This window comes from Chryseobacterium sp. CS2K3 (assembly GCF_059515185.1).
Genome location: NZ_JCAKRW010000013.1, coordinates 75,004 through 95,617 on the forward strand (window position 1 = coordinate 75,004; position 20,614 = coordinate 95,617).

Consider the following 20,614-nt stretch of genomic DNA (forward strand, 5'->3'; position numbering starts at 1 on the left):
TTTTACCCTATTTTTGCATTGTTTTGAAACTTACATTCAATAAAATCATTACATTTCCTTTGGTAATTTTGATAAAATTTTACCAGTGGTTCATTTCGCCCTTACTTCCTAAAAACTGCCGCTACGAACCTACCTGTTCACATTATATGATAGAATCATTAAGGGTGCATGGTATATTTAAAGGGTTGTGGCTGGGAACTAAAAGGATTTTAAGGTGTCACCCTTGGGGAGGAAGCGGCTATGATCCTGTTCCGCCCAAGCATAAAAATCAATAATAAACTATTAAATCAATAGAAAATGAGTAATATTTTTTTCAGAATTTACCTCGTCATGTTTGCGTTGGTCACTCAATTCCTTTTTGCACAGGAATATCCGGGAGGTTTATCAAACGGAACTCTAGACGTCAACGGAAATAATGTTCCTGTAAAAATCTATTCCACAACAGAATTTGGAGATCTTAATGCTTTTCCGGAGAGACCAATCAATGATAATGTTCTGGTTATTTTAAATGAATCAAACTTTGAGCCTAACTATTATAATTATACGGCTTCAATTTTAACTAAATTTCATGATTCTAAATATCAGTTTTTTGATAAAAACTTCAAACTGATCAATGATCCGGTTACCAAAGAGAATATTACCACATTCAAATATGCTGTAAAGTCTTCCAAAACGATCATAGATTCTGATAAAGTAGCGCTTAAAACTTCTTTTAAAATCTGGGATCCATCGAAAGGCATTCAATTGGGACCTGTTACGCTGCATTTTTATAGTTTAATGTTTGTCTTTGCTTTTGGCTTCGGATATATTTTAATGACCAGAATCTTTAAGATCGATAATGTTAATCAAAAATACCTGGAACCTCTTTTCACATGGACTTTGATAGGAACAATCCTCGGGGCAAGATTAGGACATGTTATTTTTTATCAGCCTGAATTATTCAAAGAAGATTTCTGGAGTGTATTTTTACCAATCAGCACTAAAAACGGATTAAAATTTACAGGCTTTTCGGGATTAGCGAGTCACGGAGCAACCATTGCACTGATTCTTACCACGCTTTATTATTCTTATAGAATCATTAAGAAAAATCCTTTCTGGGTATATGACAGATTGGGTATTGTGGTAGCTTTAGGAGGAGCATTTGTAAGAATGGGGAACTTTTTCAATTCTGAAATTGTAGGAAAACCAGCTGACCCGAATTCTCCTTTCGCATTACTTTTCCCACAACAAAGCAGTGAATATGGACTTACCGTACCACGTTACCCAAGCCAGTTATTTGAGGCTGTAGGCTACGTTGCACTGTTCATTTTATTATGGATACTCTATAGAAAAACCAATAAGAAATATCAGCAAGGATGGCTGTTCGGGCTGTTCTTTATCATTCTTTGGGCAATTAGATTCTTTGTTGAGTTCCTTAAAGAGCCTCAGGGAGATGAGTTTATTCAAATGAGTGGCTTAAACACAGGACAAATCCTTTCTATTCCTTTCATGATTGCCGGAGTTGTCATTATGATTATCTCTAAAAAGTTTATCATCACGAAAGAAGAAAGCGAAAAACCTGAATAATCAGAGATTTTATTTTTTTAATAAAGAAGGCAAATTTGTATTGTACAAATTTGCCTTTTTCTATTATTCGTTATTTGATCTTTCACAAACTATTGATGACTCTCCTGTTCAGCTCTTTAAAAACAGCCCCTAATTCATCAATAACCTGGGTAGGAAGCATAGATTCTTTTGAATGCTTTTCGGCAGCAAGATCAGCTGCTTTACCATGCAACCATACTCCTAAAATACAGGTATCTTTTTCTGAATATCCCTGTGCGAAAAGAGACGTTAAAATCCCCGTAAGAATATCACCGCTTCCTCCTTTTGCCAACCCGGCATTTCCTGTGATATTATAGAAAACAGTACCTTCCGGCGTGATAACCTGAGTATGATGATCTTTCAGTACAATATAAATCTTCAGTTCACTTGCCAGCTTCTTTGCAAGCTCTAACCTTTTGAAAGAGTCTTTTGTTTTTCCGAATAATCTTTCAAATTCTTTTGGATGAGGAGTAATGATTGACTTTTCAGGAATTAAATTCTGGTTTTTCTCATCGTTGGAAATGATATTCAAAGCATCAGCATCCAACACCAAGGGAGCTGAGTAGTTTTTAAGAAAATTTAAAAGACCTTTTTCCGTATTTTCGTGGGTGTCCAGCCCGGGACCAATACCGACTGTCATTCCTTTTTCGATATTAAAATGCTGAACAGACTTTTCTCCATCTTCTATAACCATGGCTTCAGGACAAGAAATTTGTAATATTTCATAACCACATTCGGGAGCGATTGTAAAAGTAAGTCCGGCACCTGTTTTCAAGGCTGATTTGGTAGCCAGAACCACAGCTCCTATCTTTCCGTAACTCCCGCCAACAATAGCCGCCTTGCCATAAGTTCCTTTATGTGAAAATTCATCTCTTGGTTTGAATAGAGATTTGATAAGGTCATCATCAATAACAAAATATTCTGTTTCTGTAGATTCCTGGTATTCTCTACTTAAATCAATATCCAGAATAATTACTTTTCCCGTATAAATTCCAGTTTCAGGATGAAGAAAACTCCTTTTCCAACATTGAAAGCTTAATGTATAATCGGCTTTTAAAATAACAGAGCCTTCTTCAAGGATATGATCTGTAAACAAACCGGAAGGTACATCAATTGATATTTTAATATTATTCTTTTTGTTAAGATGTTCAACAAGCTCTTTATATTCATCCTTCAATGGTCTGGATAATCCTGTTCCAAAAAGGGCATCAATAATTATTGTTTTATCATCAAAGCCATACTGTTCCACCTGGCTGAATTTTCGAATTGAAATTCCTGAAATATCGGCTAGTCTTTTAAAATTAATGAGTGCATCCTGTGAAAATCTACTTTTAGGATCATTTACAAAAACGTCTACATCGAAACCTTTAAGGTAAAGCATTCTCGCAACAGCAAACCCGTCACCACCGTTATTGCCATTACCACAAAACAAAACCGCCTTTCTATGGTTTTTACAATTTTCACCTATCCAGTTTGCTACAGCGGTTGAAGCTCTTTCCATCAACTGAATGGAGGCAATAGGCTCATGAGAAATGGTAAACTGATCCCAATTACGGATTTGCTCTGAGGTGAAAATTTTCATAGGTAATATGGCTTTTGAACAGGTTGTAAAAGATGCGTTATTATAACAGTGCTTCTATAACAAAATACAATGACATTATTAAATGTTATAAAATATATCTATAAAGTTACAATTTTCATTAAAACAAATCATATTGATTTGAGTCAAAAATCTACTTTATCTGAATAAAAAACGACAAAAGTTTATGTTTTTTACATTTTTAAATTATATTTTTGTGTGTATACTAATTAAAAAAATATAAATTATGGGATTTGTTAAAGAATTTAAAGAATTTGCCTTTAAAGGAAATGTTCTCGACCTGGCTGTCGGTGTAATCATTGGAGCAGCTTTTGGAAAAATTGTTTCGTCTTTAGTTGAAGATGTAATAACTCCTTTGATCTTAAACCCGGCACTAAAAGCGGCTGGCGCGGAAAACATCGCTAAACTTTCATGGAATGGTGTTGCTTACGGGAACTTCCTGTCTGCAGTGATCAGCTTCCTATGTATTGCTATGGTTCTTTTCTTTATCATTAAAGGTGCTAATAAAGTGAACAAAAAAGAAGCTCCGGCTCCTGCTGGACCTACAGATGATCAGAAACTATTAGCAGAGATCAGAGATTTATTGAAAAGCAAAAACAATATATAATCTGCTAATCTAAAGTTTAAAATACAAAAGCACCTTCACTGAAGGTGCTTTACTTTTTATGTGTATTAATTCCGATTATTGAATTTGTAAAATACTTGAAATCTGATCAGCAAGAGACAGTCCGATTCTGTCCTGAGCTTCAAGCGTGGAAGCTCCTGTATGCGGAGTAAGAGATATTTTAGAATGCGTAAGAATTTCTTTAGATGGTGTTGGTTCATTAATGAAAACATCTAATCCGGCAAATTTTACTTTACCAGAGTCCAGAGCTTCAATCAGAGCGGTTTCATCTATCACACCGCCTCTGGAACAGTTTACAATCGCTACTCCGTTCTTCATTATGTCAAACTCATTTTTCCCAATCATGTATCCATCTTTCTGAGCAGGAACATGCAGCGTAATAAAATCCGAATGCTTAAGGACATCCTGTAAAGGCTCCGTTTCTATATCTACATTAATAAACTGGTTATTATAGAATTTCACTTTAATACTTGCTCTTCCTACATTATTATCAGCAGCAACTACTCTCATCCCAAGACCCAGCGCTATTCTTGCCACTTCCTGCCCTATTCTTCCCATACCGATAATCCCGATGGTTTTTTCTCTTAATTCAATTCCTGCGGCATAGGCTTTTTTTAGTCCGGCAAATTCTGTATCTCCTACTAAAGGCATTTTTCTGTTGGAATCCTGAAGAAATCTTGCTCCTGAAAATAAATGGGCAAAAACAAGCTCTGCTACAGATTCTGAAGAAGCAGCTGGCGTGTTAATCACATGAATTCCTTTTTCTCTAGCATAATCTACATCAATATTATCCATTCCTACACCACCTCTTCCGATAATCTCGATGGACGGGCAATTGTCAATAATATCTTTCCTTACCTGCGTAGCACTTCTTACCAATAAAGTACGAATCTTGTGCTCATTAATATAATCTACCAAAAATTCCTGCGGAACTTTTGTAGTAATAACCTCGAATCCCTTTTCTGTTAATGCATCAATACCAGATTGATCCAAGCCGTCGTTTGCTAAAACTTTCATAAATGCTACTATATTTAAAAATTGAAAGATTTAAAAATTAAAGGATAAACTCCATTCAATTTTTAAATCTTTAATTATATTCTTTTATTCTTCGTCTTCTTTAAAAACTTCGATAGTCACTTGCTTTTCTACCAGGTCTGTAAATTTCCCTTTATATCTTGTAGCTCTTACCAAGTGATTGTCTATCCAGTGATAATTTCCGCCTCTTGGTTTTCCACAAAGTACACTATGGTACTTAAAACCGTGTTTATCCAGCCAATCTATAGTGATTTGCTTCAGGTTTTCGGTTCTTGAAGTGAAAAAACAGATCTGATGTCCTTCATCATACCATCTGTTGATCGTTTCCAATGCATCGGGAAAAGGTTCGCAGGTAACCATTCTTTCGGGTTCTTCATTGGGAACATCATCTGTAATGGTTCCGTCTATATCGATTAAGTAATTTTTAACTCCATCCTTTAGAATAGGACTTATGTGCTCTATGTATTCTAATTCCATCGTTAAAATTTGAGTAACAAAGTTACATTTTTTACAACTAAAAGGGATATTAAACTTTATTTATGTTAAAAATTTACTATAAAAATCGTTATTTAATAAATAATATTAATAATTTATTCATCATTTTACTCTATCTGATTAAAAATTTTCGTTTGACGTTTTCACTTTAGTATTGAAATTGAGGAGATTTCAGAGAATAACGAAAAGGAAATGGAAACTTCATTGTATCATGGCTTGTCATTCCATTCACCTTATCCTCTTCATAAAAAGTATGATGTTTATCGAAAAATTTCCAAAATACATTTATTACGCTTACATTTGTAGAAATGGAAGAATTTGTAGTTTTAGTAAATCCTGAGGATGAAGTTTTGGGTTTGATGGAGAAACAGCAGGCTCACGTTAATGGCTTGCTACACCGAGCTTTTTCTGTATTTCTATTTAACAGCAAAGGTGAAATGCTACTTCAAAAAAGGGCTTCAGGGAAATATCATTCTCCTAACCAATGGACCAATGCAGTGTGCTCACATCCCAGAAACGGGGAAACTTATCTTGCGGGTGCCAAGCGCAGACTGAAAGAAGAGCTGGGTATAGAAGCTGAACTTTCGGAAAAATTCAGTTTTATTTACAAGGCAGATGTTGGTGGTGGACTTTGGGAACATGAGCTGGACTATGTTTTTATCGGAAATCATGAGTCTGATTTTAATCTGAATAAGGAAGAAGTGGAAGAAGTACGATTCATTTCTCCTGAAGATCTGGATAAAGAAATCTCTGAAAATCCTGAAAATTTTACGGAGTGGTTTAAGATTATCCTTGAAGAATATAAACACCATTTTTAACGATGAAAAAAATACTGCTATTTTCTGCTATTGTATCAGGAAGTCTGTTTTTTGCTCAGAAAGCAACTACTTATGACGCGCCTAACTACTCTATCAATGTGCCTGAAGGCTGGAAATCTACCAACGACAGTGAGATTATCAATATTTTTCCTACTAATGAAATCGGAGCCATTACCATTTCAGAATATCATGATCTGAATCTTCCCAAAACTGAAACGAAAAAGTTCATTCTGGCTCTTTATCAGTCAGCTGATGCGGAAAGCAAGATTAAGGAAACTAAAGGTAAAAAAGGATATACAGAATATTATTATGAATATTTTGATCCGAAAGAAAAACTTTTCTGGATAACAAGAACTTTTCAAAAAGATAAGGATTTGTACCTGATCACAATCAATTGTGGACAGAAATTCTGGAACGGAAACTATATGACCCTATTCAATGAGACTTTTAACAGTTTTAAAATAAAGAAATAAGAATTAAATATGAAGAAAACAGCTTTGTACGACAAACATGTTTCCCTGGGAGCTAAGATCGTACCTTTCGCAGGTTTTGAAATGCCTGTACAATATTCAGGAGTGACTGAAGAGCATTTTGCAGTAAGAGAAAAAGCAGGATTGTTTGATGTTTCTCACATGGGACAGTTTTTCATCGAAGGTCCGGGTTCTAAGGATCTTTTACAGTTAGTAACTACCAACAACGTAGATACTCTTGAAAATGGAAAAGCTCAGTATTCATGTCTTCCGAATGAAAATGGAGGGATTGTAGATGATCTTATCGTTTACAAAATGGAAGATGACAAATATTTCGTAGTAGTAAACGCTTCCAATATTGACAAAGACTGGAATCATATTTCAAAATACAACACTTTCGGGGCTACAATGACCAATGCTTCTGATGACATGTCATTATTGGCAGTTCAGGGTCCTAAGGCAACTGAGATTCTTCAAAAGCTTACTGAGGTAAACCTTTCTGAAATTCCTTACTATCACTTTACTGTAGGAAGCGTAGCAGGTGTAAATGATGTGATCATTTCTAACACTGGATACACTGGAAGCGGTGGTTTTGAGATTTATTTCAAAAACGAAAGTGCAGAAAAACTTTGGGATGAAGTAATGAAAGCCGGTGAATCTGAAGGTATTGTTCCTTGTGGATTGGCGGCAAGAGATACTTTAAGACTGGAAAAAGGATTCTGTCTTTACGGAAACGATATTGATGATACCACTTCTCCAATTGAAGCCGGATTAGGATGGATCACGAAATTTGATAAAGATTTTGTTTCTAAAAATACTTTCGCTAAGCAAAAAGAAGAAGGAGTTACCAGAAAATTAGTAGCTTTTGAATTAACGGACAAGGGAGTTCCAAGACATGACTACCCTGTTGTAGATGCTGAAGGAAACGTAATCGGAAAAGTAACTTCCGGAACTCAGTCTCCAATGAAAAAGATCGGTTTAGGTCTTGCTTATGTAGACAAGCCTCACTTCAAATTAGGTTCTGAGATCTTCATTCAGGTAAGAAACAAGAACATTCCTGCAAAAGTGGTGAAAGCTCCTTTTGTATAATTGTTATATTATTTATATGGAAAAAGAGACTGTCTGAAGATAGTCTCTTTTCTTTTTAAGATACAACAAAAAGAGACTGTAAAATTTTACAATCTCTGTGTTCTTATCTACAGTAGCAACAAAGTGATTTGTCTGGGGTACACATATCTCCGAATCCCGGATGACCTGAAACTACACCTCCGGCTTCACCACAAAGTGTAAAACAGTTAGGCACAATAACTTTTCCGCTCCCTTTAATTTCTTTTAATACTGATCTTTTAAGATTCTTTGTTTTTAAAAAGCTTTTTGTCATGATTTTTATTTTTGGCAATTATAAATATAAGTATTTAATAATTAACACATTAAAAACAAACCATAATTTACAGATACAACTCAATTTTTCGGAAGATGTTGAAAACAATAATCATTTCCTATACGAGTATAATGTTTACACCTTGTACCTGCTTTTGTTGTTCCCAAACATTGATTTCCTTTATCTACACCATGTATTTTTTTAGGCTTGGAAACGATTCCATATACAGATGCTGCATTAGGATTACATATTTTACAAGGCTGCAATTCCATTTCCAGTGCTTTATTTATAGAAAGGCTGGAAGAAACATTCTTCACCATTCTGCATGATGATAGATGAAACTTTGTACCTGAAGGCGTTCTATAAACTGTCTGTCCACTTAAATTTAAGGTAAGACAAAGGAATATGGAAATCAGATATTTCATTCATTGACACCAAAGAATGTTTTTAACGCTTCAACATTCTTTTTATCATTTCCAACAAAGATCTCCTTATCCGTCATAAAAACAGGACGCTTTAAGAATGTATAATGATCTAAAATTAATTCTTTGAAATCTTTTTCTCCCAAAGACTTCACATCTAAACCTCTTAACTTGATCTGCGTAGATTTTCTGCTGAATAAAGCGTCATACGACTTTGTCAGTTTATGCATCTCTTCCAGTTCTTCTTTGGTGATCGGTTGTTTTTTAATCTCTCGAAGTTCCCAGTCTGCAAGATCAAACTGCGCTAAGATTTTTCTACAGGTATCACATGTATTCAGGTAAAATACTTTCTTCATTATTATTTTTAATCGGTTTTTGTTAAAATTCTACTTCATTTTCTTTTCGTCTTTCAAAAGTAGGATTTAATCTAAAACTTTGGAAATTATTGAATAACTTTATTCAAATTTTAAAAAGATGCAGAACAAACCTATTACTTTTCAGTTTATTTCAGAGCCATCAGATGTGAACTACGGCGGAAATGTACATGGAGGAAGTGTAATGAAATGGATTGATCAGGCAGGCTATGCTTGTGCTACAACATGGAGCGGAAATTATTCCGTGACTGTATACGTGGGAGGAATCCGTTTCTATGAACCCATCAAAATTGGTGAAGTGGTAAAAGTAGATGCGCAGGTAATTTATACCGGAACTTCCAGTATGCATATTTCCATTAACGTATTTTCCAGAAACCTGAAGCAGCCTACTTTTGATAAAAAAACGCACTGCATTATCGTTTTCGTTGCTGTGGATGAGAATGGAAAAAAACTTCCGGTACCTAAATGGATTCCCGAAACACCAGAAGAGAAACAGCAGGAACAGTATGCCAAACGCCTGATGGAACTCAGAACGCAGATTGAAGACGAAATGAAACCCTTTTTATAGATGTTTTAGAGTTGGAGAGTCTGAGAGTTTTTAGAGTTTTAGAGTGATACTTCTTGATTGTAGAAATCAATTTTAGAATGAAGAAACAAAATCATATATATTTCCTACATTATACTGCCTACTAAACTAATAATAACCAACATTTCAAATATAATATGAAAAATATTTTCACAATTACAGCTGTTCTGTTTCTGGCTTTTCTGCAGGCTCAGACCCATCGGTTCATTTATGAATTACAATACAAAATGGATTCTACAGAAACAGGACATCAAAAGTTGAATATGATATTGGATATTACTCCCAAAGAGGTTAAATTTTATGGAAAAGATCTAGCCACAACAGATTCACTGAATAAAAAATTCGGAATGAATTCCAGTTACACAGACATGACCGGACAAGTTGTAAAAAGGAAAATCAATTCTTTTGAGAATGAAAATTTTATCAATATTAAAAATGGATATTACTCATTCAAAACTACCGATAAAATTAACTGGACAATCTCCAACGAAACGAAAAAAGCAGAAAATTATACTTTACAGAAAGCCACTACCCAATTTGGAGGAAGAAACTGGACGGCATGGTTTTCCAAAGATATTCCATTCAACGAAGGTCCTTTTAAATTAAGAGGCTTGCCAGGTTTAATTTTTGAGTTGTCCGATGATAAAAGAAACTTTATTTATAATCTGGTTAAAAGCCAAGAGCTTCCGGGAATTTTTGCAACAGAAGACTTCCTTGAATCTAATTTTGGCAATAAAGCCATCCCTATCAATGAAAAACAAAAGCGCAAGCTGATCCTGGAGTTTTATAACGATCCTTTTGCCTTTGAAAGAAACAATTTCAGCAAATCTAATAATGATCTGAGAATTAATATTAATGGAAAAGAAATTCATAATGTGGACGAACTGAATACTCAAACCAAGAGCATGCAGGAGGTTATAAGAAAATACAATAACCCGATTGAAATTGATAAGGCAATGCATTATCCGATATATTAAAATATAGGTTGGGCAATGGAATTTATTTTTTTATTTGGTTGGGCTAAAGCCCAACCCTATTAATGTTGCCAAGCAAAGATTGAATTTTAGCAAAAAGATCTTGTATCTTGTATCTTGTAATTTGTAACTTGTAACTTGTAACTTAAATTCTTATATTTGCATTACAAAAAAGGAAATGGTGTTCTTCCTTACCCAACCGCTTTACAAAAGCTGATGACGCCTGATTAATAGATTATTAACCTATAACTAATCAGGATTATCATGTCAAAAAATCAACGAACACTTGGTAAAAAAGCAGTTTTTCACACTCATTTTTTCTTTAGAAAATTTCCGGCAATACCTTATATTTTTAAATGGTTATGCATCAGTATTATTATTGGAGCATTGGTAGGAACGGCTTCAGCTGGTTTTCTGCAGTCATTGGAATGGGCAACTAACTTCAGAGAAAACCATTTATGGCTAATTGCTTTACTTCCTGTTGCGGGATTTCTGATTGGACTTTTATATTACTATTTTGGAAAGGATGTGGAAGCCGGAAATAATCTCTTGATAGATAATATTCATGATCCGAAAGAAATTATTCCATTCAAAATGGCACCTTTTGTTTATCTGGGAACTATTGCTACCCATCTTTTTGGCGGTTCGGCTGGTCGTGAAGGTACGGCACTGCAAATGGCTGGTGCAATTGCGGATCAACTTACGAAGCCTTTTAAGCTCGACAAAAATGAAAGGAAAATACTGATCATTTCGGCTATTGCTGCCGGATTTGGTTCTGTCTTCGGAACTCCTCTGGCTGGAGCAGTTTTTGGACTTGAAGTTTTTCTTATCGGGAGAATACGTTATAATGCGATATTTCCTGCTTTTGCTTCTGCTATACTGGCAGACTGGGCGACTAATCTCTGGAATGTAAAGCATACTCATTATCACATTGATTTTATTCCGAAACTTGAGTTTCTACCGATTCTTTACAGTATTTTAGCTGGTATTGCTTTCGGAATCTGTGCTGCAGCATTCAGTAGAATTATTCATTGGGCAGGTTCTCTTTTTAAATCAAAAATTAAATATCCTCCGCTTCGTCCGGTAGCTGGTGGGATCATTATTGCACTCGCTGTTTTGATAATAGGATCTACAAGATATATCGGGCTGGGGGTTCCCGTAATTGTTGAATCTTTTGAAAAGCAGCTACCATTTTATGATTTTGCTTTAAAAATGCTCTTTACCATCGTTACTCTTTCTGCGGGGTTCAAAGGTGGTGAAGTAACTCCATTATTCTTTATAGGGGCAACTTTGGGAAGTGCATTATCCTTATTTATTCCTTTACCTTTTGGTTTACTTGCGGGGATGGGATTTGTAGCCGTATTTGCAGGTGCAACAAATACACCTTTAGCCTGCATGCTGATGGGAATCGAGTTGTTCGGGGCTGAATGTGGCGTTTATGTCGCTATTGCCTGTGTAGTTTCTTATCTTCTTTCAGGGCACAATAGTATTTATACTAAACAAAAGATCGGTGAAGCTAAAAACAGAAGATATGAAAGCCAACAAGATAAACCGGTTTCAGATTTTCTTTAACGCATCAAAAATTCTTTTAATTTTAGCATTATCCAGCAAAGTGAATGGTTGTACGTTTATGATATCTTCAGCAACATGCATCACGGGACACGAAACCTCTCACCACACGCCTACCAAAATACAACTATATTCCGTATTTTTGCCTCATGTTCGATTACAGGTTAAAAGTTTTCCATACAGTAGCAACCCGATTAAGTTTTACCAAAGCTTCTGAAGAGCTTCATATCTCCCAGCCGGCAGTGACAAAACATATTAAGGAGATTGAGGTTCAGCTGGAAACTAAATTATTTGACAGAAAAGGAACTTCTATTCAACTTACCCAAAGTGGAAAAATCCTGTATGAATATGCTGAAAAGATCCGAAATATACACCGCGATTTGGAATTTGAGATCAGCCAGATCAACCAACAGCATAAAGGAAAACTGATCATCGGAGCCAGTACTACGGTTGCACAATACATTTTACCTGAAATTTTAGCAAAATTCAATTCTTATTACAAGGATATTAAAATTGAGCTTTTAACAGGAAATACTGAAGCCATTTCTACTTTATTAAAAGAGGAAAAAATAGATTTTGGAATTATCGAAGGAGAATCTCAATCGTCTTACTTTGATTACAAAACATTCAAAGAGGATGAAATTGTTCTGGCTGCAAAATCAGATCATTCTTTGGCTCACAAAACTTTACATTTAAAAGATCTTTACGACCTTAATCTTATATTCCGGGAACAGGGTTCAGGAACGCTTGAATTTATACAAAACCGATTAAAGGAAAAAGGAGTTAATATTCATGAATTACATACTGTCATTCAGCTTGGAAGCAGTGAAAGTATCAAAAACTATCTCCTGCATTCTGATTGTATGGCATTTTTATCGATCAGTACGATCCTGAATGAACTTAAAAATAATGTTCTAACTGTTGTAGATGTTAAAAACTTCAGTATTGAAAGGGATTTTCATTTTATACTTCCAAAAGGGGAACAGTCTGAACTTATAAAACTATTTTTAAGATTTGCGGAATAACCACCAATAAAACATTGTTTTTCAATTCATTAAAGCGTATTGCGTTTTTAAGTTTTGGCTAAAGCCAACGGATTTTATTTTTATTTGGCTGGGCTAAGCCCAACCCTGATGTTGCCAAGCAAAGATTAAAATTTAGCAACAAGATCTTTTATCTTTTATCTTTTATCTTTTATCTTTTATCTTTTATCTTTTATCTTTTATCTTTTATCTTTTTAATTATAACTTTTAGTTATCCAATATAACAAAATACAATTTACTTTGTAATAACATATTGTCGAATTTTGCTTCAGATTTAAAAGTTCACAATATGAAAGATTTCATTAAAAATGAATCAAACAAAAAAATAATTTTTATAGGACTGGCTATTTTATGCCTGACACCTTTAATATCTTCACCAATTGCGTTGACTTTAGGTTTTATATTGGCTGTTTTTATGGGTAATCCTTTTGAAAAACAACTTCATCAATACATTCATTTACTTTTGCAGATTTCCATTGTGGGATTAGGCTTTGGATTGAAACTGGATGAGGCACTTCATGCCGGGAAAACAGGATTGATGCTGACTATTGTAAGTATCGCTACAGTAATGCTTCTGGGGTATATTCTGGGAAAAGTATTCAAACTGGAAAGACCGCTTTCTTACCTTTTGTCTGCAGGAACCGCGATTTGTGGAGGAAGCGCGATTGCTGCCGTTTCACCTATCATCAAACCCAGTACAAAACAAATATCTTTAGCGCTGGCGATTGTTTTTACCCTAAATTCCATTGCTTTATTTATTTATCCGGCAATCGGGCATCTGCTGAATCTTTCGCAGGAACAGTTTGGGCTTTGGTGTGCCGTTGGAATTCACGATACAAGTTCTGTGGTGGGAGCAGCCAGCAAATATGGAAATGAGGCTTTAAAAATAGCGACTACAGTAAAACTGGCACGTGCTTTATGGATCATTCCGGTATCGTTAATTACAATGTTTATTTTTAAAAGTAAAGATTCAAAGATAAAAATCCCCTGGTTCATCGGATATTTTATCATTGCTATTCTTTTGAATACTTATTTTCCTTTTATGGATCAATTTAGTACAGTGATAACTTCAGTAGCAAAATCCGGATTAAATTTGACTTTGTTTTTTATTGGTTCTACCCTTTCACTTCAGACTTTAAAAAGCATAGGCTTCAAACCATTACTTACTGCCGTACTTCTTTGGGTAGTTATCAGTGTCGGAAGTTTACTTTATATTATTCATTAAAAACAGCAGCACCCTCAAGAGATCAAGAGGGTGCTGCCTATTTAAATGTGGAAATGTTTATTTCATACTGAAATTCTGAATGCCAAAACGAATTAGCATGTTATTACCTGTGGACATGAAATAAGGTCAACACAGTATTTAGGTCCTGTTACAGCTCCTGTACAGCTGCACCCGCAAAGTGATGTTTCCGGAGTACCGATTTTTCCAATACCTCCTGTAATACTTTTAAGGTCTTCTTTTCTTAATTTTTTAGCGTTTTTAATAATGTTCATGTGACTGGTTTTTAGGTGAAACAATATAGTTTTAGTTACTTCCCAAAGTTAAACAAATATTAATTACACGCAACATATTTTAATATAAATTTAACTAATATATTGATTTAAACTTAATTAAAATATCATAAATCAGGACAAATGAATAATTTATTATTAAACAAGATTCAAATTACTCTGTAAATTCTAGGTCCTTATCATGAGTTTCAGAGATTGTCCACGAAGAATAGAACGCCAGACCAAAGACCACTATTCCTACAATAGCAGCACTTATCACTACAGAAAAATTACCTTTAAGAGAATCGAATGCAAGGATCATTACCGGTACTAATCCTCTCACCATATTCGGAACTGTGGTAGTTGCTGTATTTCTTATATTGGTTCCGAACTGTTCCGCTGCAAGGGTTACAAACATTGCCCAATACCCTGTTCCCAGGCCAAGCCATACACAAAACATATAATATTTGGTTTCTGTATTTGTATTTCCAAACAGCATAATTGCGACTCCGACCAAAGTAAACAGCAACATGTAAAATATTGCCATCTTACGGGATTTTAAGGCATGGGAAATAAAACCACTCATCAGATCACCAACGGAAATCCCTACATATGCCCACATAATTGCTTTTCCGGGGCTGATGTCTTTTATTCCGAATTCCGAAGCAAATTGATTAGCTAAAACAGCCAGAATCCCTATACAATACCAGGTAGGTAATCCTACTGCAATACATTTCAGATATCTTATAAGTCTGTCTTTATTTGTGAAAAAGGAGAGAAAGTTTCCTTTGGATACATTTTTATGTTCAATATTCTTATAGATTCCGGATTCTGACACGCTTATTCTCAGTATCAATAGCATAATTCCCATTATTCCTCCGATGATATAGGATATATTCCATCCTCCGGCTAGCTCTACTGTTAATTGTGCCACTACAGCTCCCATTAATCCAAACCCAGCCACCACTGAGGTTCCAATGGCTCTTAAATTCTTTGGCAAGCTTTCAGAAACTAGTGTAATTCCGGCTCCGAGCTCTCCGGCTAAGCCAATCCCTGCGATAAACCTTAAACCGGCATATTGATGCACTAAATGTTCTTTTGGAAAATACGGTAAAAAACCACAGGCAATATTGGCTAATGAATACACTAAAATAGAACCGAAAAGTACAGACAGTCTTCCTTTCTTATCTCCAAAGATTCCCCAGAATATCCCTCCTAAAAGAAGTCCTACCATCTGACAGTTAAGAATAAAGGTTCCATCTACATCAGGATTGAGTCCTAAAGCCTTCAAGCTGGGGATTCTGACAATTCCAAATAAAAGCAGATCGTAGATGTCTACAAAATAACCTAACGCGGCAATGATAACGGGAATAGAAAAAATGTACTTCAGTTTTGAAGATAATGACAATTCTTGCATTTTTAAATTTTGATAAAAATAAAAAACCTTTCAATTTCTTGAAAGGTTTTTATAAAATATCTTGATTGGATTATTATCTTGCAATATTCACCGCTCTTGTTTCTCTGATTACTGTTACTTTTACCTGTCCAGGATAAGTAAGTTCGTTCTGGATCTTTTCAGAGATATCGTAAGATAGTTGAGAAGCTACTTCGTCGTTTACTTTTCCACTTTCTACCATTACTCTTAGTTCTCTACCTGCCTGAATTGCATAAGCGCTGGATACTCCATCAAAACTTAATGCTGCAGATTCAAGATCTTTCAATCTTTGGATGTAAGATTCCAACACCTGTCTTCTTGCTCCCGGTCTTGCTCCTGAAATAGCATCTGCTACCTGAATGATCGGAGATAATAGCGACTTCATTTCAATTTCGTCGTGGTGAGCTCCGATTGCATTTACAACCTCTGGATTTTCACCGTATTTCTCTGCCCACTGCATACCTAATAAAGCGTGTGGTAATTCTGATTCCTGCTCAGGTACTTTTCCGATATCATGTAACAGACCTGCTCTCTTGGCAAGTTTTACATTTAATCCTAATTCAGCAGCCATAGTTGCAGCAATGTTGGCTACTTCTCTTGAGTGCTGTAGTAAGTTTTGTCCGTAAGAAGAACGGTATTTCATTCTACCTACGATTTTGATCAATTCAGGGTGCAATCCGTGGATTCCTAAATCAATGATCGTTCTCTTTCCTACTTCAATGATTTCCTCTTCGATTTGTTTTCTTGTCTTTTCTACTACTTCCTCGATTCTTGCCGGATGAATTCTACCATCGGTTACCAATCTGTGAAGTGATAGTCTTGCGATCTCTCTTCTTACCGGATCGAAACATGAAAGAAGGATTGCTTCCGGGGTATCATCAACGATAATTTCTACTCCTGTTACCGCTTCTAAAGCACGGATATTTCTACCTTCTCTACCAATAATTCTACCTTTTACCTCATCAGATTCAATATTGAATACTGATACTGAGTTTTCGATTGCCTGCTCGGTTCCGATTCTCTGAATGGTCTGAATAACGATTTTTCTCGCTTCGTTTTTAGCATTCATCTGAGCTTCTTCCATAATGCTCTGAACGTGTGCCTGAGCTCTTGTTTTTGCTTCAGCTTTCATGGTTTCTACCAATTCAGCTTTAGCTTCATCAGCGGTATAGTTAGAGATTTTCTCAAGTATTTCTACTTTTTTAGCTGTAGCTATATCTAATTCCTGCTGTTTTCTTTCTAAGATCTCGTTTTTCTTAGCGTAATCTGCAATCTGTCTGTCAAGGTCTTTTTCAAGTTTTCCTGTCTTGCTAAGCTCATCATTCAGCTTGTGCTCTTTATCCTTTGTTCTTTTTTCAGCTTCCTGCATTTTTTTCTCACGTACCTGAATATCTGCATCGTGCTGAGATTTCAGTTCAAGGAATTTTTCCTTAGCCTGAAGATTCTTTTCTTTCTTTATGGATTCAGCTTGAACGTTAGCTTTTTCTATAAGGTTTTCGGCGTTTTTCTTGGCATCATCAATGATGAATTTTGCTTTAGTATTCAGAGAGCTTCTGGAAAAAAACATTCCTACGGCAGCCCCGATTACCAAACAAACAACACCTACTATAACTTCTATCATAATTTATATTGAGTTTTAATTGTATTCATATCCTTTAAAATAAAAAAAGCCCACAATAATCCAGAGATTGAGAGTAAACTCCTAATCAACACGATTTGAACTGATTTCCACTGTCTGTAATCCGGAAGACCGGCACGCCATTCAGAGGACATTTGTTCGGTAATTGTTTAGCGTTGAGTTTACCTTTAATGTGTTAGAATCATTGTAGGCAGTTTGTTTCAGGAAAAAAAATCTATTTCCCGATTTCATTCAACGATTGATTGATCTGTTGTAATCTTTCGTTGGTTGAATTAATATTTTTCTCGTAGTTAAGAGAAACTACTTCTGCATTGGTTCCCAGTTTCAGGGCACACATTGCTAAAGCATCCTGTTTATCTCTTACATCGAAGTTTTGTTCAAAATCTTTAATCATATTCTCGATCTGCTTCCCTACTTTACGCAAAGTTTCTTCCTCTGCTGCCGGTACGTTCAGCGGATATACTCTTCCTGCAATATTGACGGTTATTCTCCTTACCTCCATTATAATCCACTGTTTTGAAGCTGAGCAATACAGAAATCAATCTCTTTTACCAATCTGTTGATATGGTTTTTCATTAATCTATTGTGTTCAGGATTTCCTGATATTGCTGAATAAAGTTTTATATTTTTTTGTTCTTCTGCTAATACCTGATTTCTTCTTCTCTCCTCATCATACTTCTTCTTCAACTCTTCATGCTCAATGTTTAATTCTGCTAAGTTTTCTGTAAGACTTTTATAGTTCTTTTGCAGAGTCGAAATTTTTCTCTCTAATTCTGAAAAATTGTTTTCTAAATCTTGAAGCATTTCAGGTTTGTATATTCTAACTAGAAGCAAAAATAAAAAAATATTAACACTAACAAAAATAAAACGTCCTATATTTTGAGGTGTACATAAAAAAGGAGATGCAAAAGCACCTCCTATGTATTTTTAATGTGATATTTTCTTATTCAAATTTCAGCACAAACATAACTGCTCTTGTCTGTAGTGTAGAAATTGCAGAAGCCCAATAAGGAGGTGTAGTAGCGTTATCTGCCACTTTCTCGTTATTCATTAAGAATGTTCCTCTGATTGCAGGAGTCAGTTTAAATTTGTTGAAATAAAGCTGAATTCCCATTTCTGCAGACCAGGCAAAGTTGTGTGTTGTTGATCTGAAAATCCCCTGCATATTGTCATCCGTAGAGGTAGCATTAGATTGTAGGTTTACAATATAGTTTACCCCAGCTGCAATATAAGGTCTTGAATTATACCATCTCATCCCATGAAGTTCCAATAACACCGGAACATCTACCAATGTAGATTTAATTTCTCTTACTTTATCTTTTTCCTGTAACGGAATTGGCATAAAAGGAGGATTCGTTAAAGAACCACCGGCATAAATGTCATTAGATTGTGTATTAAAAGTCAACTGTCTTTGTGCAAACTGTAATCCCGGTTCTAATCTTACATCAAGATAGTCGTTCAGTCTCCATTTTGCAATAAGCCCAGCACCGAAACTGTAACTTTCCTTAGAGGTAACAAGGTTTTCATTTTCATGCATCCCATATCTTGGATGCAGTACAATTCGGTAGTCTAGTTTATTCCCGTTCAAATAAAACCCCCAGCTGAATTTCTGCTCGTCGAAATCTTCCAACTTATCCATTCTGTTTCGGGTTCTAAATTGCGCGTTTGCAAAAACGGCAACATTTACTGAGGTTAAAACCAGTGCTTTTAATAGAAATTTATTCATAGGTTACTTTGTTGCTTTATAAATTGTGGCTATACCTAAACTTAATTTTTTATATTCAACTTTCTTAAATCCCGTATCTAAAAGAATTTGCTTCATCTTCTCCCCGAAAGGAAAAGCATTTACAGAATCCGGAAGGTATGTATACGCCCTATTATCTTTGGAAACCAGCCTACCTATTGCAGGTAATATATTTTTGAAATAAAACATATAAAATGGTCCCATCAAACCCTCAACCTTTGAAAACTCCAGTATATAAACACTTTTGTTATCTTTAACTACTCTTCTTAACTCTGCTAAACCTTTGGTAAGGTTCTCAAAATTCCTTACTCCAAATGCAACGGAAACAGCATCAAATCTATTGTCCTCGAAAGGTAAATTTTCTGCATCTCCTTTTTGCATGGAAATTTTGCCGTCTAATTTAAGTTTTTTTATTTTAATAACGCCAACATTGAGCATTTGTTGTGATAAATCTAAACCAACTACTTTTGAACCGGTTCCTTTTTCAATGGTAATTGCCAGATCTCCCGTTCCTGTAGCCACATCCAGCACTTCTTGCGGATTATCATTTTTCATCCATCTTACCAGTTTATTTCTCCATAAAACGTCAATTTTCATGGATAAAACATGGTTTAGAAGGTCATACTTCGGTGCAATATTGTCAAACATATCCTCTACCTGGCTTTTCTTTGTAGCCTCTGAATTGTAGGGAGTAACTTTAGTGATATCTTTTGTCAAAACTTAAAACTTGTAATATTCTTTATAATAATTTAGGTAATCCTGTTTTCTGAAGATCTTTGATCTTGATTCCACTTTCTGGATATTCTTGATCACTTTGTCATAGTCTTCATCTACATTGTAATAAAAATCTTCTGTGTAAAGCTTATTGAAACGCTTTGCTCCTCCGAGGTAATCTTTTCCGTCTATGACAGTCTTATCAAGAGCCATCAGCAACGAATCTTTTTTTAGATTATACCCGTAGTACTGGTCATTCACATAGTAATCCTGATGTGCAATATTCAGCAAACCGCGTAGTTTGTTTACTTCAAATGCCGAATCATACAGCATTTTTTTATTCTGATCGAAAACCTGAATAGAGTTTTTTCCCTTATTCAAATCCACATGCACATACTGCCCCGCTGATATAATTCCTTCAGATCCGTTATTGATCTTAAAGTAATACGTATTCGGGGTAGGATTATCTACCACATAATAATTCTTCTTGGCTAAAAAAAGGAAGTAGATCCCAAAGGCAAGGATAAACGCCACAGCTGCAATGAGTAAGCCTTTTAAGGATGGGTTGTTTTTCATAGATTGTAAAGTACAATTTTTGCAAATTTAATAATA

Annotated in this window: 25 protein-coding genes and 1 riboswitch; of the genes, 11 read left to right on the forward strand and 14 right to left on the reverse strand. The window is 35.2% G+C overall.

Annotated features, from left to right (window positions below; all coding sequences use genetic code 11):
• Nucleotides 1–23: 23 nt before the first annotated feature.
• Both yidD and lgt read left to right on the forward strand, forming a co-directional pair.
• A complete protein-coding gene (gene yidD / locus AC5YGG_RS18625; protein WP_076552611.1) occupies nt 24–275 on the forward strand; it encodes a membrane protein insertion efficiency factor YidD in 252 nt (83 codons plus the stop codon).
• 442 nt (nt 276–717) lie between these two features.
• The gene (gene lgt / locus AC5YGG_RS18630; protein ID WP_496145959.1) at nt 718–1,566 is read left to right on the forward strand and encodes a prolipoprotein diacylglyceryl transferase; all 849 of its coding nucleotides are present in this window, start codon (nt 718–720) and stop codon (nt 1,564–1,566) included.
• 82 nt (nt 1,567–1,648) lie between these two features.
• Here the strand turns inward: lgt and AC5YGG_RS18635 are convergent, their stop codons facing one another.
• Nucleotides 1,649–3,166, reverse strand: coding sequence for an NAD(P)H-hydrate dehydratase (locus AC5YGG_RS18635; protein ID WP_496145934.1), 1,518 nt, complete (start codon nt 3,164–3,166; stop codon nt 1,649–1,651).
• A 244-nt stretch (nt 3,167–3,410) separates the two neighbouring features.
• Between AC5YGG_RS18635 and mscL the strand changes: the two genes are divergently transcribed.
• The gene (gene mscL, locus AC5YGG_RS18640) at nt 3,411–3,791 is read left to right on the forward strand and encodes a large conductance mechanosensitive channel protein MscL (protein ID WP_065393895.1); all 381 of its coding nucleotides are present in this window, start codon (nt 3,411–3,413) and stop codon (nt 3,789–3,791) included.
• A gap of 75 nt (nt 3,792–3,866) precedes the next feature.
• On the opposite strand, the gene AC5YGG_RS18645 is transcribed toward mscL, so the two are convergent.
• Together AC5YGG_RS18645 and AC5YGG_RS18650 are read right to left on the reverse strand one after the other, a co-directional pair.
• Nucleotides 3,867–4,826, reverse strand: a complete 960-nt coding sequence (locus AC5YGG_RS18645; protein ID WP_496145935.1) for an NAD(P)-dependent oxidoreductase — start codon at nt 4,824–4,826, stop codon at nt 3,867–3,869.
• Between the two features lie 84 nt (nt 4,827–4,910).
• On the reverse strand, nt 4,911–5,321 hold the full coding sequence (locus AC5YGG_RS18650) for an LNS2 domain-containing protein (RefSeq protein WP_065393893.1): 411 nt from the start codon (nt 5,319–5,321) through the stop codon (nt 4,911–4,913).
• A 326-nt stretch (nt 5,322–5,647) separates the two neighbouring features.
• Here AC5YGG_RS18650 and idi point away from each other — a divergent pair, with 326 nt between their 5' ends.
• Genes idi through gcvT form a run of 3 tightly spaced genes read left to right on the forward strand, consistent with a single transcriptional unit; the run spans nt 5,648 to nt 7,716 of the window.
• Nucleotides 5,648–6,157, forward strand: a complete 510-nt coding sequence (gene idi, locus AC5YGG_RS18655; protein WP_496145936.1) for an isopentenyl-diphosphate Delta-isomerase — start codon at nt 5,648–5,650, stop codon at nt 6,155–6,157.
• A gap of 2 nt (nt 6,158–6,159) precedes the next feature.
• Nucleotides 6,160–6,630 carry a hypothetical protein gene (locus AC5YGG_RS18660; protein ID WP_496145937.1) on the forward strand — a complete coding sequence of 157 codons (471 nt, stop codon included), beginning with the start codon at nt 6,160–6,162 and terminating at the stop codon, nt 6,628–6,630.
• 9 nt (nt 6,631–6,639) lie between these two features.
• The gene (gcvT, locus tag AC5YGG_RS18665) at nt 6,640–7,716 is read left to right on the forward strand and encodes a glycine cleavage system aminomethyltransferase GcvT (RefSeq protein WP_496145938.1); all 1,077 of its coding nucleotides are present in this window, start codon (nt 6,640–6,642) and stop codon (nt 7,714–7,716) included.
• A gap of 103 nt (nt 7,717–7,819) precedes the next feature.
• On the opposite strand, the gene AC5YGG_RS18670 is transcribed toward gcvT, so the two are convergent.
• The 3 genes from AC5YGG_RS18670 to AC5YGG_RS18680 all read right to left on the reverse strand — a co-directional run bounded on the left by AC5YGG_RS18670 (nt 7,820) and on the right by AC5YGG_RS18680 (nt 8,786).
• Complete coding sequence (locus AC5YGG_RS18670) at nt 7,820–8,008, reverse strand: hypothetical protein (RefSeq protein WP_496145939.1); 189 nt, start codon at nt 8,006–8,008, stop codon at nt 7,820–7,822.
• A gap of 80 nt (nt 8,009–8,088) precedes the next feature.
• The gene (locus tag AC5YGG_RS18675) at nt 8,089–8,433 is read right to left on the reverse strand and encodes a hypothetical protein (protein ID WP_496145940.1); all 345 of its coding nucleotides are present in this window, start codon (nt 8,431–8,433) and stop codon (nt 8,089–8,091) included.
• Complete coding sequence (locus tag AC5YGG_RS18680) at nt 8,430–8,786, reverse strand: arsenate reductase family protein (protein ID WP_496145941.1); 357 nt, start codon at nt 8,784–8,786, stop codon at nt 8,430–8,432. The genes AC5YGG_RS18675 and AC5YGG_RS18680 overlap by 4 nt, the downstream gene beginning before the upstream one ends.
• Nucleotides 8,787–8,904: 118 nt before the next feature.
• Between AC5YGG_RS18680 and AC5YGG_RS18685 the strand changes: the two genes are divergently transcribed.
• The 5 genes from AC5YGG_RS18685 to AC5YGG_RS18705 all read left to right on the forward strand — a co-directional run bounded on the left by AC5YGG_RS18685 (nt 8,905) and on the right by AC5YGG_RS18705 (nt 14,201).
• Nucleotides 8,905–9,372: an acyl-CoA thioesterase gene (locus tag AC5YGG_RS18685; protein ID WP_496145942.1), complete on the forward strand. Its 468-nt coding sequence runs from the start codon at nt 8,905–8,907 to the stop codon at nt 9,370–9,372.
• Between the two features lie 155 nt (nt 9,373–9,527).
• Nucleotides 9,528–10,367 carry a GLPGLI family protein gene (locus tag AC5YGG_RS18690; protein WP_496145943.1) on the forward strand — a complete coding sequence of 280 codons (840 nt, stop codon included), beginning with the start codon at nt 9,528–9,530 and terminating at the stop codon, nt 10,365–10,367.
• A 162-nt stretch (nt 10,368–10,529) separates the two neighbouring features.
• Nucleotides 10,530–10,597, forward strand: a riboswitch (Fluoride riboswitch).
• A gap of 31 nt (nt 10,598–10,628) precedes the next feature.
• Entirely contained in the window at nt 10,629–11,936 is a 1,308-nt protein-coding gene (locus AC5YGG_RS18695; RefSeq protein WP_496145944.1) for a voltage-gated chloride channel family protein, read from the forward strand.
• A 146-nt stretch (nt 11,937–12,082) separates the two neighbouring features.
• Nucleotides 12,083–12,958: a LysR substrate-binding domain-containing protein gene (locus tag AC5YGG_RS18700; RefSeq protein WP_496145945.1), complete on the forward strand. Its 876-nt coding sequence runs from the start codon at nt 12,083–12,085 to the stop codon at nt 12,956–12,958.
• A gap of 307 nt (nt 12,959–13,265) precedes the next feature.
• Nucleotides 13,266–14,201, forward strand: a complete 936-nt coding sequence (locus AC5YGG_RS18705; protein WP_496145946.1) for a YeiH family protein — start codon at nt 13,266–13,268, stop codon at nt 14,199–14,201.
• Between the two features lie 92 nt (nt 14,202–14,293).
• Here the strand turns inward: AC5YGG_RS18705 and AC5YGG_RS18710 are convergent, their stop codons facing one another.
• The 8 genes from AC5YGG_RS18710 to AC5YGG_RS18745 form a co-directional block, all read right to left on the reverse strand.
• A complete protein-coding gene (locus AC5YGG_RS18710; RefSeq protein WP_496145947.1) occupies nt 14,294–14,473 on the reverse strand; it encodes a hypothetical protein in 180 nt (59 codons plus the stop codon).
• A 172-nt stretch (nt 14,474–14,645) separates the two neighbouring features.
• Nucleotides 14,646–15,887: an MFS transporter gene (locus tag AC5YGG_RS18715; RefSeq protein ID WP_496145948.1), complete on the reverse strand. Its 1,242-nt coding sequence runs from the start codon at nt 15,885–15,887 to the stop codon at nt 14,646–14,648.
• A 73-nt stretch (nt 15,888–15,960) separates the two neighbouring features.
• A complete protein-coding gene (gene rny, locus AC5YGG_RS18720; RefSeq protein WP_496145949.1) occupies nt 15,961–17,526 on the reverse strand; it encodes a ribonuclease Y in 1,566 nt (521 codons plus the stop codon).
• A 232-nt stretch (nt 17,527–17,758) separates the two neighbouring features.
• On the reverse strand, nt 17,759–18,046 hold the full coding sequence (locus AC5YGG_RS18725; RefSeq protein ID WP_045495179.1) for a cell division protein ZapA: 288 nt from the start codon (nt 18,044–18,046) through the stop codon (nt 17,759–17,761).
• Nucleotides 18,046–18,348: a hypothetical protein gene (locus AC5YGG_RS18730; RefSeq protein ID WP_065393881.1), complete on the reverse strand. Its 303-nt coding sequence runs from the start codon at nt 18,346–18,348 to the stop codon at nt 18,046–18,048. Before AC5YGG_RS18730 ends, AC5YGG_RS18725 begins: the two co-directional genes overlap by 1 nt.
• 139 nt (nt 18,349–18,487) lie before the next feature.
• Nucleotides 18,488–19,270, reverse strand: coding sequence for a type IX secretion/gliding motility protein PorT/SprT (gene porT / locus AC5YGG_RS18735; protein ID WP_496145950.1), 783 nt, complete (start codon nt 19,268–19,270; stop codon nt 18,488–18,490).
• 3 nt (nt 19,271–19,273) lie between these two features.
• Nucleotides 19,274–20,005, reverse strand: coding sequence for a bifunctional demethylmenaquinone methyltransferase/2-methoxy-6-polyprenyl-1,4-benzoquinol methylase UbiE (gene ubiE / locus AC5YGG_RS18740; protein WP_496145951.1), 732 nt, complete (start codon nt 20,003–20,005; stop codon nt 19,274–19,276).
• A gap of 3 nt (nt 20,006–20,008) precedes the next feature.
• Complete coding sequence (locus AC5YGG_RS18745) at nt 20,009–20,578, reverse strand: hypothetical protein (RefSeq protein ID WP_496145952.1); 570 nt, start codon at nt 20,576–20,578, stop codon at nt 20,009–20,011.
• Between the last annotated feature and the right edge of the window lie 36 nt (nt 20,579–20,614).

Bases quoted from the DNA above. Each gene is read 5' to 3' on its own strand.
- idi (WP_496145936.1), top strand. From the start codon at position 5,648: ATGGAAGAATTTGTAGTTTTAGTAAATCCTGAGGATGAAGTTTTGGGT.
- AC5YGG_RS18715 (WP_496145948.1), bottom strand. From the start codon at position 15,887: ATGCAAGAATTGTCATTATCTTCAAAACTGAAGTACATTTTTTCTATT.
- AC5YGG_RS18695 (WP_496145944.1), top strand. From the start codon at position 10,629: ATGTCAAAAAATCAACGAACACTTGGTAAAAAAGCAGTTTTTCACACT.
- AC5YGG_RS18680 (WP_496145941.1), bottom strand. From the start codon at position 8,786: ATGAAGAAAGTATTTTACCTGAATACATGTGATACCTGTAGAAAAATC.
- AC5YGG_RS18725 (WP_045495179.1), bottom strand. From the start codon at position 18,046: ATGGAGGTAAGGAGAATAACCGTCAATATTGCAGGAAGAGTATATCCG.
- porT (WP_496145950.1), bottom strand. From the start codon at position 19,270: ATGAATAAATTTCTATTAAAAGCACTGGTTTTAACCTCAGTAAATGTT.
- AC5YGG_RS18645 (WP_496145935.1), bottom strand. From the start codon at position 4,826: ATGAAAGTTTTAGCAAACGACGGCTTGGATCAATCTGGTATTGATGCA.
- rny (WP_496145949.1), bottom strand. From the start codon at position 17,526: ATGATAGAAGTTATAGTAGGTGTTGTTTGTTTGGTAATCGGGGCTGCC.
- AC5YGG_RS18730 (WP_065393881.1), bottom strand. From the start codon at position 18,348: ATGCTTCAAGATTTAGAAAACAATTTTTCAGAATTAGAGAGAAAAATT.
- gcvT (WP_496145938.1), top strand. From the start codon at position 6,640: ATGAAGAAAACAGCTTTGTACGACAAACATGTTTCCCTGGGAGCTAAG.
- AC5YGG_RS18635 (WP_496145934.1), bottom strand. From the start codon at position 3,166: ATGAAAATTTTCACCTCAGAGCAAATCCGTAATTGGGATCAGTTTACC.
- AC5YGG_RS18650 (WP_065393893.1), bottom strand. From the start codon at position 5,321: ATGGAATTAGAATACATAGAGCACATAAGTCCTATTCTAAAGGATGGA.
- mscL (WP_065393895.1), top strand. From the start codon at position 3,411: ATGGGATTTGTTAAAGAATTTAAAGAATTTGCCTTTAAAGGAAATGTT.
- AC5YGG_RS18670 (WP_496145939.1), bottom strand. From the start codon at position 8,008: ATGACAAAAAGCTTTTTAAAAACAAAGAATCTTAAAAGATCAGTATTA.
- AC5YGG_RS18660 (WP_496145937.1), top strand. From the start codon at position 6,160: ATGAAAAAAATACTGCTATTTTCTGCTATTGTATCAGGAAGTCTGTTT.
- AC5YGG_RS18745 (WP_496145952.1), bottom strand. From the start codon at position 20,578: ATGAAAAACAACCCATCCTTAAAAGGCTTACTCATTGCAGCTGTGGCG.
- AC5YGG_RS18710 (WP_496145947.1), bottom strand. From the start codon at position 14,473: ATGAACATTATTAAAAACGCTAAAAAATTAAGAAAAGAAGACCTTAAA.
- AC5YGG_RS18705 (WP_496145946.1), top strand. From the start codon at position 13,266: ATGAAAGATTTCATTAAAAATGAATCAAACAAAAAAATAATTTTTATA.
- AC5YGG_RS18700 (WP_496145945.1), top strand. From the start codon at position 12,083: ATGTTCGATTACAGGTTAAAAGTTTTCCATACAGTAGCAACCCGATTA.
- AC5YGG_RS18675 (WP_496145940.1), bottom strand. From the start codon at position 8,433: ATGAAATATCTGATTTCCATATTCCTTTGTCTTACCTTAAATTTAAGT.
- AC5YGG_RS18685 (WP_496145942.1), top strand. From the start codon at position 8,905: ATGCAGAACAAACCTATTACTTTTCAGTTTATTTCAGAGCCATCAGAT.
- AC5YGG_RS18690 (WP_496145943.1), top strand. From the start codon at position 9,528: ATGAAAAATATTTTCACAATTACAGCTGTTCTGTTTCTGGCTTTTCTG.